Annotated in this window: 18 protein-coding genes and 1 pseudogene; 9 read left to right on the plus strand and 10 right to left on the minus strand. The window is 66.9% G+C overall.

What is annotated here, in order from left to right:
- Nucleotides 1-22: 22 nt before the first annotated feature.
- Nucleotides 23-610, minus strand: coding sequence for a TetR/AcrR family transcriptional regulator (locus MKAN_RS21635; protein WP_023372003.1), 588 nt, complete (start codon nt 608-610; stop codon nt 23-25).
- Nucleotides 611-702: 92 nt separating this feature from the next.
- Here MKAN_RS21635 and MKAN_RS21640 point away from each other — a divergent pair, with 92 nt between their 5' ends.
- On the plus strand, nt 703-1,560 hold the full coding sequence (locus tag MKAN_RS21640) for an oxidoreductase (protein ID WP_036391230.1): 858 nt from the start codon (nt 703-705) through the stop codon (nt 1,558-1,560).
- Between the two features lie 247 nt (nt 1,561-1,807).
- Complete coding sequence (locus tag MKAN_RS21645; RefSeq protein WP_036391823.1) at nt 1,808-2,635, plus strand: LLM class F420-dependent oxidoreductase; 828 nt, start codon at nt 1,808-1,810, stop codon at nt 2,633-2,635.
- Nucleotides 2,636-2,654: 19 nt separating this feature from the next.
- On the opposite strand, the gene MKAN_RS21650 is transcribed toward MKAN_RS21645, so the two are convergent.
- Nucleotides 2,655-3,056 (minus strand): styrene oxide isomerase, encoded by a 402-nt coding sequence (locus MKAN_RS21650; protein ID WP_023372006.1) that lies wholly within the window; start codon nt 3,054-3,056, stop codon nt 2,655-2,657.
- A gap of 82 nt (nt 3,057-3,138) precedes the next feature.
- Between MKAN_RS21650 and MKAN_RS21655 the strand changes: the two genes are divergently transcribed.
- On the plus strand, nt 3,139-3,519 hold the full coding sequence (locus tag MKAN_RS21655) for a DUF2750 domain-containing protein (RefSeq protein WP_036391826.1): 381 nt from the start codon (nt 3,139-3,141) through the stop codon (nt 3,517-3,519).
- 83 nt (nt 3,520-3,602) lie between these two features.
- Here the strand turns inward: MKAN_RS21655 and MKAN_RS21660 are convergent, their stop codons facing one another.
- The 4 genes and pseudogenes from MKAN_RS21660 to MKAN_RS21675 form a co-directional block, all read right to left on the minus strand.
- Entirely contained in the window at nt 3,603-5,411 is a 1,809-nt protein-coding gene (locus MKAN_RS21660) for a sulfatase-like hydrolase/transferase (RefSeq protein WP_023372008.1), read from the minus strand.
- A pseudogene (locus MKAN_RS21665) lies at nt 5,404-5,879 on the minus strand (SRPBCC family protein). Before MKAN_RS21665 ends, MKAN_RS21660 begins: the two are co-directional and overlap by 8 nt.
- A gap of 48 nt (nt 5,880-5,927) precedes the next feature.
- Nucleotides 5,928-7,118, minus strand: a complete 1,191-nt coding sequence (locus tag MKAN_RS21670; RefSeq protein WP_023372010.1) for a cytochrome P450 — start codon at nt 7,116-7,118, stop codon at nt 5,928-5,930.
- 9 nt (nt 7,119-7,127) lie between these two features.
- Complete coding sequence (locus MKAN_RS21675) at nt 7,128-7,955, minus strand: mycofactocin-coupled SDR family oxidoreductase (RefSeq protein ID WP_023372011.1); 828 nt, start codon at nt 7,953-7,955, stop codon at nt 7,128-7,130.
- Nucleotides 7,956-8,031: 76 nt separating this feature from the next.
- Here MKAN_RS21675 and MKAN_RS21680 point away from each other — a divergent pair, with 76 nt between their 5' ends.
- Nucleotides 8,032-8,622: a TetR/AcrR family transcriptional regulator gene (locus MKAN_RS21680; RefSeq protein ID WP_165800731.1), complete on the plus strand. Its 591-nt coding sequence runs from the start codon at nt 8,032-8,034 to the stop codon at nt 8,620-8,622.
- A gap of 70 nt (nt 8,623-8,692) precedes the next feature.
- Complete coding sequence (locus MKAN_RS21685; protein WP_036391233.1) at nt 8,693-9,610, plus strand: HpcH/HpaI aldolase/citrate lyase family protein; 918 nt, start codon at nt 8,693-8,695, stop codon at nt 9,608-9,610.
- Between the two features lie 18 nt (nt 9,611-9,628).
- Here MKAN_RS21685 and MKAN_RS21690 read toward each other — a convergent pair whose 3' ends face one another.
- Complete coding sequence (locus tag MKAN_RS21690; RefSeq protein WP_036391831.1) at nt 9,629-10,894, minus strand: HNH endonuclease; 1,266 nt, start codon at nt 10,892-10,894, stop codon at nt 9,629-9,631.
- A 153-nt stretch (nt 10,895-11,047) separates the two neighbouring features.
- On the opposite strand from MKAN_RS21690, the gene MKAN_RS21695 reads away from it, so the two are divergent.
- From MKAN_RS21695 to MKAN_RS21710, 4 genes are read left to right on the plus strand one after another with little or no spacing between them, the layout of a single operon-like run.
- Nucleotides 11,048-11,425 carry a DUF732 domain-containing protein gene (locus tag MKAN_RS21695; protein ID WP_160937453.1) on the plus strand — a complete coding sequence of 126 codons (378 nt, stop codon included), beginning with the start codon at nt 11,048-11,050 and terminating at the stop codon, nt 11,423-11,425.
- Between the two features lie 4 nt (nt 11,426-11,429).
- Nucleotides 11,430-11,786 carry a DUF488 domain-containing protein gene (locus MKAN_RS21700; protein WP_023372016.1) on the plus strand — a complete coding sequence of 119 codons (357 nt, stop codon included), beginning with the start codon at nt 11,430-11,432 and terminating at the stop codon, nt 11,784-11,786.
- Nucleotides 11,787-11,807: 21 nt separating this feature from the next.
- Nucleotides 11,808-12,701 carry an LLM class F420-dependent oxidoreductase gene (locus MKAN_RS21705; RefSeq protein ID WP_023372017.1) on the plus strand — a complete coding sequence of 298 codons (894 nt, stop codon included), beginning with the start codon at nt 11,808-11,810 and terminating at the stop codon, nt 12,699-12,701.
- 1 nt (nt 12,702) lies between these two features.
- Nucleotides 12,703-13,329: a GNAT family N-acetyltransferase gene (locus tag MKAN_RS21710; RefSeq protein ID WP_023372018.1), complete on the plus strand. Its 627-nt coding sequence runs from the start codon at nt 12,703-12,705 to the stop codon at nt 13,327-13,329.
- 10 nt (nt 13,330-13,339) lie between these two features.
- Here the strand turns inward: MKAN_RS21710 and MKAN_RS21715 are convergent, their stop codons facing one another.
- Genes MKAN_RS21715 through crcB (MKAN_RS21725) form a run of 3 tightly spaced genes read right to left on the minus strand, consistent with a single transcriptional unit; the run spans nt 13,340 to nt 15,212 of the window.
- Nucleotides 13,340-14,452 carry a DUF190 domain-containing protein gene (locus MKAN_RS21715; RefSeq protein WP_023372019.1) on the minus strand — a complete coding sequence of 371 codons (1,113 nt, stop codon included), beginning with the start codon at nt 14,450-14,452 and terminating at the stop codon, nt 13,340-13,342.
- Entirely contained in the window at nt 14,449-14,817 is a 369-nt protein-coding gene (gene crcB / locus MKAN_RS21720) for a fluoride efflux transporter CrcB (RefSeq protein ID WP_023372020.1), read from the minus strand. The genes MKAN_RS21715 and crcB (MKAN_RS21720) overlap by 4 nt, the downstream gene beginning before the upstream one ends.
- Nucleotides 14,814-15,212, minus strand: a complete 399-nt coding sequence (gene crcB, locus MKAN_RS21725) for a fluoride efflux transporter CrcB (protein ID WP_023372021.1) — start codon at nt 15,210-15,212, stop codon at nt 14,814-14,816. The genes crcB (MKAN_RS21720) and crcB (MKAN_RS21725) overlap by 4 nt, the downstream gene beginning before the upstream one ends.
- Nucleotides 15,213-15,238: the final 26 nt, after the last annotated feature.

Raw genomic sequence — 15,238 nt, forward strand, 5'->3', positions numbered from 1 at the left:
AGCTGTGGCTTCGGCCCGCGGGTCATGAGGCGAGCGCTTGGTCGATCAGCGTCTCGGCTGCCGCACGGGCCTGCGCCCACGTCGATGCATCGTTGAGCGAGGTAGCCAGCGCGGCCGCACCTTCGTAGAGAACGGCGAGTTGATTGCCCAGTGAGCGCGGGTTGCTGGCGCCCGCCGCCCGGGCCAGCTCGATGAGCCCATCGATGAACTTCTGCTTGGTTGCCCGGACTATTGTCTGAACTCCTGGCATCGCTCCCGCCGCCTCTACGGCGGCATTGTGAAAAGGACAGCCCCGCAGCGGTGCTGTCCCGGGGCGAGGACTCTTGAACAACGCCAGTAGTCGGCTTCGCGGCGTCTGCTCTGCGGCTTCGCCGCTGACGTGCAGCGGATTGGCGGCAACGTCGCCAATGCTGCGCAGGTACTCTTCGACTACCGCTGTCTTGCTTGGAAAGTGTTGGTACAGAGTCCGTTTGGACACCGACGATTCGGTAGCCAGTCGTTCGACGCCGGTGGCGTTGATGCCCTCCCGGTAGAACAACTCGGCAGCCGCGTCCAGGATGCGCTGACGTGCGCCACGGCCGCCCCTGCGCGCCGCCTGTTGCTTAGCCATAAGCGTAAGTATACCGAACGGTTTACAACTCGCATCAAGCGGCGTAGCGTTGCGCATGCAAAAGTACACCAGTCGGTTTACTAGGAGTGGAGATGAACGGACGATCGCCAGTGGTATTGGTTACCGGCGTTTCCTCGGGAATCGGCCTCGCCGTGGCGAACGCTTTCGCGGCGAAGGGTTTTGAGGTCTTCGGCACCAGTCGCAACCCGAGTAGAACGCAACCGATACCCGGGGTGGAATTGGTGCAGTTGGATGTCACCGACGCCACGTCGGTCAGCACGGCCGTCGCCTCGGTCATCCGGCGGGCCGGTCGCATCGACATCCTGGTCAACAATGCCGGCGTAGGGATCATCGGCGCCGCGGAGGAGAGCTCGGTCGCCCAGGCGCAGCAGCTCTTCGACACCAACTTCTTCGGCCTGGTGCGGCTGACTCGTGAGGTGCTGCCGCATCTGCGCGCGCAGGGCGGCGGACGCATCATCAACATCGGCTCGGTGTTGGGTTTACTGCCCGCGCCCTACGCCGCGCTCTATTCGGCTTCGAAGCATGCCGTCGAGGGGTACTCGGGGTCTCTGGACCATGAAACCCGGGAATTCGGCGTGCGGGTGTCAGTCGTCGAACCCGGTTTCACCAAGACCTCGTTCGGCGCCAATGCCGTCGATGCCGATTCACTGATCGACAGTTACGTGACCGCTCGCGAGAACGCCCGACTCGTCATCACCGAGGGAGTGCACCACGGGGATGATCCCGCGGTGGTGGCTCGGGCCGTCCTCAAGGCGGCGACCAGCCGAAGGCCGAAAGTGCGCTATCCGGCCGGCGCCCTGGCGCGCGGACTGTCGCTGCTGCGCAAGTTCGCCCCCGAAGCGCTGATGGACAAGGGAATTCGCAAAGCGAACAAGGTGACGTCGACACCGAAACCGGTCGCCAACCGGTTGCCCAGCGCAGTGGGGTAGGTAAGTACCTCATCTGCGCCGACCGCCCGCAGGAGCGGCGTGCGAGGCCGTCGCTGGTCGTGCCCGGACATCGGTACTACGCTCAGCCGGTGCCGGATACGCGGTATGTCGACTTCCATGGTGCACCGGGCACCCGGCAACTCCTGGCGGTAGTTGCCAGGCGGGCGCCGTGGATCCGGCGCGGCGTCAGCCGCATCGCTTCGCCCACCGGCCGACGGTCATCGCGCACATGACGATAGGAGCAACCATGCGGTTCGGTGTGTTGACGTTTGTCACCGACGAGGGCATCGGCCCGGCACAGCTGGGTGCGGCCCTGGAACAGCGCGGATTCGAGTCGCTGTTTCTCGCCGAACACACCCATATCCCGGTCGACACGCGCAGCCCCTACCCGGCCGGTGGGCCCATTCCGCACAAGTACTACCGGACATTGGATCCGTTCGTGGCGTTGACGGCGGCGGCGGTTAGCACCGAGACGCTGGTTTTGGGTACCGGCATCGCGTTGGTCCCGGAGCGCGATCCGATTCTGACGGCCAAAGAGGTTGCCTCGCTGGACATGCTGTCGCAGGGGCGGTTTCGATTCGGCGTCGGCGTGGGTTGGCTGCGCGAAGAAGTGGCCAACCACCGTGTCGATCCCGCGGTTCGCGGACGCGTGACCGACGAGCGGCTGCGCGCGATGATCGAGATCTGGACCCAGGAGAAAGCCGAATTCCACGGGAAATACGTCGATTTCGATCCGATCTACTGCTGGCCGAAGCCGGTGACGAAGCCCTACCCGCCGCTCTATATCGGCGGTGGGCCGGCGAATTTCACCCGCATCGCCGACCTGAACGCCGGCTGGATCGCGATCAGCCCGTCACCGGAGCAACTGTCCCGTCCGCTGGAGCGACTGCGCGCCGCGGCCGGCAGCGACGTACCGGTTACCGTCTGTCACTGGGGCGACGCGACGGCAACGGATCTCGAAGGATATCGGCCGCTGGGGGTCGAGCGCGTCTTGCTGGACCTGCCCACCGAGCCGTACGACCAGACGCTTCGATACCTGGACAAGCTCGCGAGTGAACTCGGGCAGCTGGCGTGATCGGCGGTGCAGACCGCTGTCAGAGCCCGACGATGATGATGACGACGCCGGCCACGATGGCCACCGCCAGCGACAAGAACAGGAAGGTGACGACGCCCTCCTTTGCCGCCGAGGCCTGGTGGGTGCCCGCCGCGATCGGTGCCAGTTTGCGGCCCGCCCCCCATGCGGCCGCCAGCAGCGTCGCCAACCAGTTCGCGTAGCCGGCGTAGACGAGAAGCACGACCGTGACGACCTGCCATGCGTGGGGCAGGTTGAGGTGCGGCCACAGCAGGCCGACCAGCACCAGGAACATGCCGTTGAGGACGCCTTCGAGATGGCTGGACAGCGCCATCCGGGGATTCGTCAGCGCCGGCCCGGCGAATCCGGTGAGCAGACCAATCAAGAACAGCACCAGCCCGAAAGTGAATAGCAGCGTCTGCATAGCAAAACCATATCGACGTGCGGCTGTTCGTAACAGGTTGGCGGAAACCGGCGCGATCGTGGTGCGGCGGTTAGAGTCGGGCGTGGCTCTCCACCTGACGGCCGACCTTCGGGCCAACTATCAGCGCTTCATCGACCGGGTGCGCGCGACCCGAGAAATCTGGGTGCTGCTCGGCCCCGATCTGCGGGGAGCGTGGGTGCACTCGAATGACTACGTGACCGAAGACGACGAGCCGGTCTGCGTACATCTGGTCTACTCCACACCGGCCTATGCGCGCCGGCACGCAACGGGGGAGTGGGCGGGTATGGAACCGGCTTCGTTGACCCTCGACGAGTTCATCGACGGACCGTTGAGGGGCATGCATGAGGGCGGTGACTTGTTGGGACCCGATTTCAACGCCGATCTCGCCGGTCTGGAGATCGAGCCGATCGAGATGGCCCGAGCCCTGCTCGGGGAGCCATAAGCGCGTCGACGTCCGCCGAGGTTGCCGCTCTGGCTGTGGTCGACGGCCTGACCACGGCCATCACGGCAATCTCACCGCGGGGGCTACCTGAATCGCCCGAGCGCTCTACGCAGCACGCCGCCGGACGGGTCGGCCGGGGGCTGACGCTTGGCATACGGCCACGGCTGATTGCGCTCCGGCACCGACACCGCCCGTTGCTGCTTGAGCTGCATCCGCAGATGTTGGCGCAGCTCGTGTAGGGCGGGGTCAGTCCATCGGTTGTCTGCCTCGATGGGGTCGGTGGTCAGGTCGTAGAGCTCCCACTGGTCGTCGACGGGATCGGTGCGGTACGCCTCGCCGCCGATGCCGTTGCCGGCCAGGTGACGCACGCCCGGTTCGGTCCAGGTGGCCGGGTCGTCGAAGGTGCGTACCAGCTTCCACAGGTGCCCGGCGCCGCCGACGGCGTCGGAGTCGTCGACGCGTACGACGAGCCCCTCGAAGTTGGAGGCCACGTGCGCGGGCACCTTGATCCGCAGCGGCGCGGGCGGATTCACGGTTCGGCCCAGCTGCCGGGCAAACGCCGACGCGCCGGTGTCGCCTTCGAGCACGTTGTCACGCGTCATCACGTACACAGCCCGGGACCGATCGGCGGGTCCGCCGTCGACCACCGGCATCAGGTTGCGGCCGGGAAGGGGGTGCACTTCGGTGAACGACTCGGCGAGTTGTGCGGCCGCGACGTCGGCGTCGACCCCCGCCGCGCCGAGCAGCGTTGGCACCAGGTCGACGTGCGATGTCGGCGCCGAAACGGTGCGCGCCGTGGTCGCGTCGGCGCCGATGCGGGCGATGACGAACGGCACCCGGGTGGCCTCGTCGTAGAGGTTGAACCACTTCTGGTGCAGGCCGCCGTGAGCTCCCAGCAGGTCGCCGTGATCGGCGGTGCGCACCAGAACTGCATTGTCCGAGCCGCCCTCGGTGACCGCTCGGCGCACCCGGTCGATCGGTCCGTCGACCTCGGCGTGCAGGCGGTAGTAGAGGTCGCGGTAGCGCTGCGCGTTGCGTCCATAGTTGCGTTTGACCACCCGTGCCGGACCGTAGCCGGAGTAGTAGGCCTCCCGAAACGCGATCTGGGCAGCCGGTTTTGCCTGCAGATCTTCGTCGGCGGTGGGCGCGGGGTGCACCGGCGGCGGGTCCAGCAGGGACGGCTTGAGCGGATTGCGTCGCACCCACGCCGGGAACAGCACGATGTCGTGCGGGTTGACGAAGCTGGCCACCAGCAGGAACGGGCGCAGCGCCGCGGCGTCACCGGCGCGTCGCCGTGCGTAGCGGTCGTTGAGCCAGGCGACCACCCGATCGGCGATCAGCGGATCGCGGCGCAGGCCGCAGTCGGACATGGCGGCCCCGTGCGGTTCGGGACCTACCCAACCGGAGAAACCGTAGGGACCCAGCGGGTCGGCGTCGAGGTAGCGCTGCACCGCGGCCGGGTCGACGACGCCGTCGTCGTCGTTGGTGGCCAGCGATCCGCCGGTCTCGGGGTCGTGCAGGTCGGCGTGCGAGATGTGCCACTTGCCGTCGTAGTGGGTGTCATAGCCGGCCGCGCGGAACCAGTTGCCCAGGGTCGGCACCTCGCCGGCGCGCAGCCAGCGCAGCCGCGAGTCGTCGAATCGTTTGCCGATGCCGTCGGTCTGGGTGACCCCGTGCAGGTCGGGGTAGTGACCGGTGAATATCGTGGGGCGGCTGGGCACGCAGGCCAGCGAGCCGGTGTAGTGCCGGGTGAAATTCACCCCGTGCTCGTCGAACCACCGGCGCCCGGTCAGGGTGCGCTGTCGCCAGGCCAGGATGTCGGCCGACTCGTAGGGCGGAACCGCGCGCTCCTCGTCGGTCATCACGATGACGATGTCGGGGCGATCAGCCATGCATATTCTCCAATCGGTGTGCCAGCCCGGCCAGCATCGCCTCGGACTGCTTGGCCAGGACGCGGAGCGCGACCCACTCCGCCATCCGCGCCGGCTTGCCGTCGCCGACCTCGACCGTGCTGGTCAGGCTCACCACTGTGGCGGCGCCCGCCGGGCCGCTGGGCCGCAGCGTCCAGCAGTTGGCGACCTTGCGTAACCGCGGCGGCAGGCCCTCGATGTCGTAGGTCAGCCTGGTGGGTGGCTCGAACTCGGTGATGCGTTCCACCAGCGCGTTGCTGCCCACCTGCACCCGGCGGGTGGTACCCACCGGTCCGCCGCCCGGGCCGTGGTTCAACACACACGAATGGTCGACCCCGCCGGCCCACGAACTCAGGGCGCCGAAGTCGGCCAGGATGTCCCAAATCGCCTGCGCTCGGCCGTTATGGTCCGGCTGCGACTGATGCCTGCCACTCCGCCATCCAACACCATCGCGGGCCGGGGTTTCATGCGGTTGACGCAGACCCGGTTCGCGCGGGCTCAGGGTAGCAGGATGCGCAGCCGCTCCCAGCCGCGAACGGTGGAGGTCGGCGCGAGCTTGAGGCTGTCGTAGTCGACGTCCCATTCGGGCCACCGGTTGAGCAATTCGTCGAGGGCGACCCTGCCTTCCAGCCGTGCCAGGTTCGCGCCGAGGCAGTAGTGCACGCCTTTGCCGAACGTGAGGTGGGAGATGTTGTCGCGGTGGATGTCGAACGTGTCGGGATCCCGGTAGCGCAACGGGTCTCGGTTGGCGGCGCCGAAGAGCAGCAGGACAGCGCTGTGGGCGGGCACCGTGGTGTCGTAGCACTCGAACTCGCGAAGGGTATAGCGCGCGACATGGGGTCCGGTCGGCTCGTAGCGCAACGTCTCGTCGACCGTGCGGGTCAACAGCGAACGGTCCTGCGCGACTTCGCGGCGTTGGTTGGGATGCTCGGCGAGCACCTTGGCCAGCCAGCCGATCAGTCGTCCGGTGGTTTCGTTGCCGGCGCCGGCGACGACCTGGGTGTAATGCAGCACCTCGTTGCGGGTGAGCTTTCTGGTGACGCCGTTTTCGTCTTCGAACTCGACGTTGAGCAGCGCGGTCATCAGGTCGTCGGAGGGGTTCTTGGCGCGCCAGTCGACGTAGTCGGCGTAGATGCGGCCGTCGGCGATCGCGTCCGGATCGGCCACCTTCATCGGCGTACCGGGTTTGGTGCGCAGGTTGGCGTCGTTGGCGTCCCGGACACTGATCTGGTCGCCTTCGGGGATGCCCAGCAGCATGCCGATGACGCGCATCGGCATCATCGACGCGAGGTTGGCGATGATGTCAAAGCCGTCCGAGCCGACCAGCGGATCCAGGCAACGCACGCAGTAGGCCCGGATCTGGTCTTCGAGTTCGGCCATCCGGCGCGGGGTGAAGACCCGCGACATGACGCCGCGCAGCCTCGTGTGTGCGGGCGGGTCCTGGAACATCATCACGCCGGGAGGCATGTCGAACTTGGACTGGATCAGTTCGAGAATGTCGCTTCGGCTGTTGGAGAACGTCTCCCAATCCGACAGCGCCTTCTCGACGTCGGCGTGGCGTGACAGCGCCCAGAAGTTGTAGCGCTCGTTGTAATAGATCGGCGCCTCGTCGCGCAGGCGGGCGTAGGTGGGGTAGGGGTCGGCGGCGATGTTGACGTCGTAAGGGTCGTAGTAGAGCCCGGTTTTCATGTGCTGGTCCTACTTCAGGCAGCTGCCCGCGTCGACGGGCAGCGCGACGCCGGTGATGTAGCGCGATTCGGCAGACGCCAGGAACAGGACCGCGTTGGTGATGTCCGCGGCGGTGACCCAGGGGATTGGCAGGATGTGGAAGGTCCGGCAGATCGGGGCAAAGTCGTCGAGGCCCGGATTTTCCAAGTCGGGCCGGAACAGGCGAAAAGTGTTGTCGTTGATCAACAATGGCGTGTTCACGTGTGTCGGGTGTACCGAGTTGACGCGGATGTTTCGCGGACCCAGCTCGACAGCGAAGGACCGCATCAGCCCGACGACCCCGTGTTTGGCCGCGACGTAGTGCCCGGTGTGTGGATATGCCTTGAGTCCGGCGACCGAGCTGGTCAAGACAATTGATGCGCCCGAATCAAGATGGGGCACCGCGGCTTTCACCGACTTCCAGACGCCGCTGAGGTTGACGTCGATCATTTGCTGCCACAGGCCTTCGTCCATGCGGTCCAGCCGGACGCCCACGGTGCCGATGCCGGCGTTGGCGACGACGATGTCCAGCCGGCCGAGTTGCTCGACCCCGCCGTCGACGGCGGCCTTGAGCGAGTCGTAATCGCGGACGTCGACTTCGGCGGTGACGATCCGCCGGTCCTGGGCCTTGACGAGGTCGGCCGTCTCCGCGAGGTCTTCGGGTGTCGCAGGTGGTGCCGCCGAGTTCTCGATCGGTTGGCAGATGTCGACCGCGATGATGTCGGCGCCTTCCTGCGCGAGTCGCACGGCGTGACTGCGGCCCTGGCCGCGGGCCGCGCCGGTGACAAACGCGACCTTGTCGTCGACTCGGCCGGCCATCGTGCCTCCTCGTTGAGTAACGTTGTTACACCCGGTACGGTAACGATGTTACCGAGCGAGGGCAAGGGTGGTGGTGGTGACCGGCGACCCGGAGCGCCCGCACGACCGCAGCCTCGATCCCATCCTGGAAGTGGTCGTCGACATCCTGGAGACCGGTGGCTACGACGCCGTCCAGCTGCGGGAGGTGGCCCGGCGCGCGCGGACCTCACTGGCCACCATCTACAAGCGTTATCCAACCCGAGACGCGCTGATCCTGGCGGCGCTCGAGCGCTGGATGGACGAGAACCGCTACGCCGGTCTGGCCACGCAGCAACCCGGCCCGGACGAATCCATCTACGACGGACTGATGCGCGTGTTCCGGACGATTTTCGAACCCTGGGAGCGTCACCCGGACATGCTGCGGGCCTATTACCGTGCGCGGTCCGCCCCCGGTGGTCAGCGACTGGTGAGCCGGGGTCTCGACGCCGTTGTGCCCGCCGCGATGGCCGTGCTCGACGAGGCCGACCCCGACCTCGTCGCAGATCTGCCCCCGATCGTGTCCAACCTGGCCTACGGCCTGGTGGCGCGATTCACGGCCGGCGAAATCGCCATCACCGAGATCTTGCCGACCCTGGACCGCGCCCTGTTCCGGCTGACCGCGGGCCACGAACGTCGCGGTTCGCGATGAGGCTACGGTTTAGGGAGGTTTAGGTAACCGCGCTACACCCACGGAAATGATGATGACCACTGAACACGCAATGTACGACCAGGTCGACGGCGCCGCTACGGATCCCGATGACATCGGTTCACGCATCGATCCCGTTCTCGCCCGAAGCTGGCTGTTGGTCAACGGCGCGCACGGCGAGCGATTCCAGTCCGCGGCGCATTCTCGCGCCGACATCGTCGTCCTCGACATCGAGGATGCCGTGGCGCCCAAAGACAAGCCGACCGCCCGCGACAACGTGGTGCGCTGGCTGGGCGCCGGAAACGGCGACTGGGTTCGTATCAACGGCTTCGGCACCCCGTGGTGGGCGGACGACATAGCCGCGCTGGCCGGCACGTCGATCGGCGGCGTGATGCTGGCGATGGTGGAATCGGTGGACCATGTCACCGAGACCACGCTGCGACTGCCGAACGTGCCGATCGTGGCGCTGGTCGAAACGGCCCGCGGCCTGGAGCGCATCACCGAGATCGCCTCGGCAAAAGGCACCTTCCGGCTGGCCTTCGGCATCGGCGATTTCCGCCGCGACACCGGTTTCGGCGAAGATCCGACCACTCTGGCCTACGCCCGATCACGGTTCACCATCGCCGCCAAGGCCGCCAACCTGCCCAGTGCCATCGACGGGCCGACCATCGGCACCAACCCGCTCAAGCTCATCGAGGCCACGGCCGTCTCCGTCGAATTCGGCATGACCGGCAAGATCTGCCTGTCGCCCGAACAATGCGCCGTGGTGAACGAGGGATTGTCCCCGTCGCAAGACGAAATCGGCTGGGCCAAAGAATTTTTCGCCGAGTTTCAGCGCGACGGCGGAGAGATCCGCAACGGCTCCGATCTGCCGCGCATTGCTCGGGCCACCAAGATCCTCGACCTGGCCCGCGCCTACGGCATCGAGGTCTCGGAGTTCGAGGACGAACGGGTTCACATGCCCGCCCCGACGGACACCTATCACTATTAGGCCACTATTGGGCCACTATTAGGCGGCGTGCCGAGCGAGCGCGATGCCGATGCGGACCTCGACGTCGCTGACCGTGATCGGCGGTATCCGCGGTGGCGCCCCGGACCGGTATCGCTTACCCGTTGGGGTGGTGAATTCCGCTGTGTGCGTGTGGTTTTCGTCGTTCGTTGTCACCTGCCAGCCAGGGGCTTGCTTGGCGTAGTTGCAGCGCTCGCAGGAGCCGAGCCCGTTATTCGCGGTGGTCGCACCGCCTTCGGCCCACGGCCGGGCATGGTCGCGGTGTCGGATCGGCGCGTCGCAGTAGGGCGTTCGGCACCGCTGATCCCGCAACTCGATGAAGGCGGCCAGCCCGCGAGGAAACAGCCGCGAACGTGACTCCATAGCGACCAGCGCTCCGCTCCGCGGATGGGCGTAGAGCCTGCGCAGCGTTGCCCTCGAGCGTGGATCAGCGACGGTGTCCGCGACCATCGCGCGGGCCACAGCCGCGGGGATGGGGCCATAGCCGCAGACATCCGCCGGGGCGCTGTCAGCGCCGAGCAGCGTCTCGTCGGACAGGACCAGGTTGACCGCGATCGGCGCCGGAACCGTCGCGGCCCGGCCGGTGACCCGCTCTACCAGGGTGTCTGCCATGACCTGTCCGCGTGGGCGCCCGTCGCGGCACGCGTCAGCTTCACGGCACAGCGCCGCATACACCGACACGCCCTGGGCTACCGGGAGCAGCGCGGTCACATACGACATGGTGTCGGGTGCGGGTCGGATGGTGACCCTGCGTTCCTCGGCGGCCGTGGCCGCCCGGTCGGCGACGGCATGCGGGTCCAGCCGGCAGGCGATCGCCTTGGCGGCCGCGGCCACCCGCGCATCGCCCAGCCCATCGAGGTTCGCCGGGTCACCACACAACTCGGCGTCCAGCGTGCGCCGATCTGCCACGTCCAGACAGGCGCTCTCCCGCACGATCAGGGTGGCCCGCCATTCCGACAGGGCCCCGCGCTCCAGCGCGGCGAGAGTGTGCGGCATCTCGTCCACCAGAGCCTTCGCAAAGTCGAGATGCCGGGCGCCGCGGGCCGGTGAGTCTCGTCGCGCCAGCGCGACCTCGTTGGCCACGCCACGTCCGCGCCGCTCGGCGGGCATGCCGGCGGCAGCTTCGGCGGCCCGGCGTGCCCTGTCCAGGGCGGCCGCCGCTCGGGCCTGGCCCGCTGCAGCCGCCGATTTGACCCTCTCCAGCTCGGCGATGCGCTCGATCAAGGTCGCTTGGTCGGCGCTGGGGTCGATCATCGAATCGAACATACGTTCGATCATAACAGGGCTCCCCGACCGACTGCAGATGACGTTCGGCCGGAGATGATCGACGTCGACGTGCGGCCGTCATGACTGTGAAGTTCCGGCGTAGCGTTGGTCCTGCTGACATCGGTGCTGATGACACTCATCGGGAGGCTGATCATGAGGCCTGCACAAACGTTTGCGGTACCGTTGGTGGGCCTGGCTCTGACCTGTCCGGTGACCTTGCCGGTGGCCTTCCCGGTGGCCTTCCCGGTGGCCCAAGCCGATCCGCTCAGTACCGAGGATTCCTATTACACGAAGTTGCTTTCGGAGAACGGAGTGAACTACCAGGGCCGGGTCTCGCCGCAGACGATGATCGCCGAGGCCCACACCACCTGCGCGATGCTCGACCAGAGCCCCAACCCGCAGACGTACCAGGCGACGGTCAACAGACTCGTCGGCGGTCCTGGCAACTTCACTCAGCAGGAGGCGAGGTCGACCGTGCTCGCTGCCGTCAACAGCTACTGCAGCCAGCACACCAATCTGCTGTATCACTGACGCCATGGTCACCAAGCGCCGGATTCGAGTGACGCGGATCTATGAGGAGCCCGGTCCCGACGACGGCCAACGCATCCTGGTCGACGGCATCTGGCCGCGGGGAATCCGCAAAGACGATCCGCGAGTGGGTATCTGGCGCAAGGATGTCGCCCCGTCGAAGGAACTGCGTGAGTGGTACCACCACCGGCGGGAGCGGTTCGACGAATTCGAGGCGCGCTACGAAGCGGAACTGTCCGGCAGCCCAGCACTGGCCGAACTGCGGAAGCTCGCCGCGAGTGGGCCCATCACCCTGGTCACCGCCACGCGCGAAATCGACGGCAGTCATGCGGCGGTCCTGGCGAAGCTGCTCAAGAGTGGCTGACCGGCATGAGACGATCGTCGGATGCGGCTGGGATTGCACGCGTTGGGGATCGGTTCCGGCGCCGACCGGACGGTGATTGACGCCGTCGCATCCGCGGCGGACAACGCCGGTTTCGCCACCCTGTGGGCCGGCGAACATGTCGTGATGGTGGACCGGCCCGCGTCCCGGTATCCCTATTCCGACGACGGCGTCATTGCGGTTCCGGCCCAGGCGGATTGGCTGGACCCGATGATCGCGCTTGCGTTCGCCGCCGCCGCCTCGTCGCGGATAGCGGTCGCTACCGGGGTGTTGCTGCTGCCCGAGCACAATCCGGTGGTGGTGGCCAAGCAGGCGGCGAGCCTGGATCGGCTGAGCGGCGGACGACTGGTACTCGGCGTCGGCGTCGGATGGTTCAGGGAGGAGTTCGAAGCGCTCGGAGTGCCCTTCGAGCGTCGCGCGGCGCGCACCGCCGAATACGTCGCCGCGATGCGCACGTTGTGGCGCGACGATGTGGCGTCGTTCAGCGGAGACTTCGTCACATTCGACCGCGTCCGGGTCAATCCCAAGCCGGTCCGTGATCGCCGCATCCCGATCGTGGTCGGGGGCAACAGCGACGCCGCGATGCGGCGGGTCGCGGCCTGGGCCGACGGCTGGTACGGGTTCAACCTTGATGGTATTGACGCGGTGCGCGAACGGGTTGTCACGCTCGAGCAGCTGTGCGCCGAGTCGGGTCGCGACCGTGGCGAGCTGTCACTGGCCGTGGCTCTGCGCAACCCCCGGGTCGGCGACGTCGAGGCCCTGGCCGAACTGGGCGTCGATGAGCTGGTGCTGGTCCAGGCGCCGCCGGCGGCTGCCGGCGCGGTAGCGGGCTGGGTTTCGGCGCTGGCCGACAAATGGCTGTCCGCAACCGGCGCAGTAGGTAGGCTTCCGGGTTGACATGAGCGAAGCCGACGCGCTTTTCCCGCGCCAACTGACCGATCTCACCGACGAGGTCCGTAACGTCCCGCCGCCGCCCACGCCGGCGGTGCCCTCGCCGTACGCGTTCCGGCTGGCGGATCCGGATACCGATGCGGAGATGATCGCCGAGTGGATGAGCAGGCCGCACTTGGCCAGAGCGTGGGAACGCGTGTGGCCGGCGTCGCGATGGCAGCGGTATCTGCGGGCACAGCTCGACGGCAACTACTCGCGGCCGTTCGTCGGTAGCCTGGACGGCCAATATCACGGCTACCTTGAATTGTACTGGGCTGCAAAAGATTTGATCTCGACTCTGTACGAGGCCGATCCCTACGATCTGGGGATCCACGCCGCCACCGCAGATCCGAATATCATCACCCTGGGCGTCGCCCAGCTCCTGCTTCCGCACTTCGTGGCCAGCGTGCTCAATGCCGAACCACAATGTCGCCGAATAATTTTCGACCCGGACTATCGAAGCAAAGGGATACGCCATTTCTGTCAGAACGGCGGTTGCGTCTTCCTCGGCGAACACGAACTGGCAAATCGGCGGGTAGCGCTCTACGTGCTGCCGCGGACCCTTGACGACGTGCCGGCCCTTCGAAAGCAGTGACGGTCGACGGTCAGTAGTTGTACTGCGCCAGCGGCGTTTCGGCCGCTCGGGGCGATCCCGGCGGTCCCGAAGACCCCGTCAAGGACACCGCCGCCGGGACCATCTCGCTGGTGACCAGCCCGTGGCGGGCAGTCAGCTCGTCCACGATATCGAAGCTGCGCGCGATAGCCTCCGGCGTATCGACGATGATGGTGGTCACCGGCACCTTCCGAGCGAGCTGGAAAAGCTTGTCCCCGTGCGGTTTATGGTCGCCGTGGAAACCCCAGACACCACGCAGGGCAGTCGCGCCCCGCGCCGTCTGCGACTGCATCAATCGGTAAACCAGCGCGCGGTGGATCGGCAGGCCCTCATGGTGGGTCGCCTCGGCGGTGTGCACCATCAGCTTCTGCCACAGGTTGCGTCCCTGGTCATCGGTCGGCGGCAGCTGTTGTGGGCGGCCCAACAGCTCGCCGTCGCGTTTGCACAGCCTCACCCGTTCGATGGTCAGCAGCGGGTTGGGCACGAGGCCGGCGAGGTCGACAGCGGCGGCCGACACCTGCGGAACCGAACCGATGGCAATGATCATCAATGGAACATTGACGTTGCGGCCGAAGAAGCGCGCCCGGAAACGTTCGCCGTATGCCGTGCCGTCGACACCGAGAAGCACTGTGGCTCCGGCGAATCCGTGCCGATACAGCAGTTCGCAAACGGCATAGCCGGCAGCGGTTCCGTCGACCCGCACCTGACGGCCGACGTAGACGGTGAGCTTGGCGGCATCGCCGTTGTGGTTTTCCAGCTCGCCCAGCGCGTCGGCGCCGCTGTGCCGGGTGACCAGCCGGGCGCGTTCCAGCGTCACCAAGCCGCGGTCGGTTATCGCTGTCACATGGTCGACCAGACCCCGGATCTTCGACGCGACGTCGACGGCGACAATGGTGACCGGAGGATCCTCGGACAGGCTCAGCGTTCGGTCGCAGCGCAGCTCGTGCTTGGGTCCAAAGCCCGTGGTACCGCGCATCATCACGCTCGTTGCGACGCCGTGCTCGCCGAACAGATCCAGCATCGCGTCGGCCAGAAACCGCTTGGTGCCGACCGCGCGTTGCCGCTCGCCGAAGTAAGCGGTCAACTTCAGGCTTTGTTCGCTCATATCTGCTCCGCAATCCATTGGCCCAGCAGCGCCGCCGCCAAGCCGAGTATGACGCTGACGGCGATATTGGCCAATGCCACCCGCAGCTGGCGGTCCTCACTGAGCCGCTGGGTTTCCAGCATCCAGGTGGAGAAGGTGGTGTACGCGCCGACGAACGCCGTGCCAGCCAGCAGCGCAACATCTTTGGGTAACGTCAGGCCGCCGAGGAACCCCAGCAACGCGGCACCGCTGATGTTCACCACCAGCGTGCCGTAGGGAAATGCCCGCGCCGTCCGGCGGGCGACGGCACGGTCCACCAGGAAACGCGATACCGACCCGATGCCCCCGATGACCATCACGCCAAGCCAGACGGCGACCGAGATCATCCGCGCACCCGCACCCGGCGCACCACGACCGTGGCCAGCTGGACCGCCAGCAATCCGAGCACGATGCTGACGACGGTGTAGGCGACGGCCAGGACCCAATGGCCGTGTTCGAGCATCCTGACCGTCTCGACCTGCATCGTCGAGAACGTGGTCAGGCCACCGCACAAACCGGTGCCCAGTAGCGGACGCCGGTAGCTGGACAACGGCAGCCGTTCCAGCAGCCGGGTGGTGAAGTAGCCCACCAGGAAAGCGCCGACGATGTTGACGGTAAACGTCGGCCATGGCCACCGGGCCGGGTCCGGGACCGCGAGGGTGGCCAGTGCCGCACGGGCCAGCGCGCCCAGCGCTCCGCCGGCGAAGATCGCGGCCAACTCCCGGTAGTCGTGGCGTGCCACTGGTCGAGTCCTTCCGGTGTGCCGAT

The sequence above is a fragment of the Mycobacterium kansasii ATCC 12478 genome (assembly GCF_000157895.3).
Classification (GTDB): domain Bacteria; phylum Actinomycetota; class Actinomycetes; order Mycobacteriales; family Mycobacteriaceae; genus Mycobacterium; species Mycobacterium kansasii.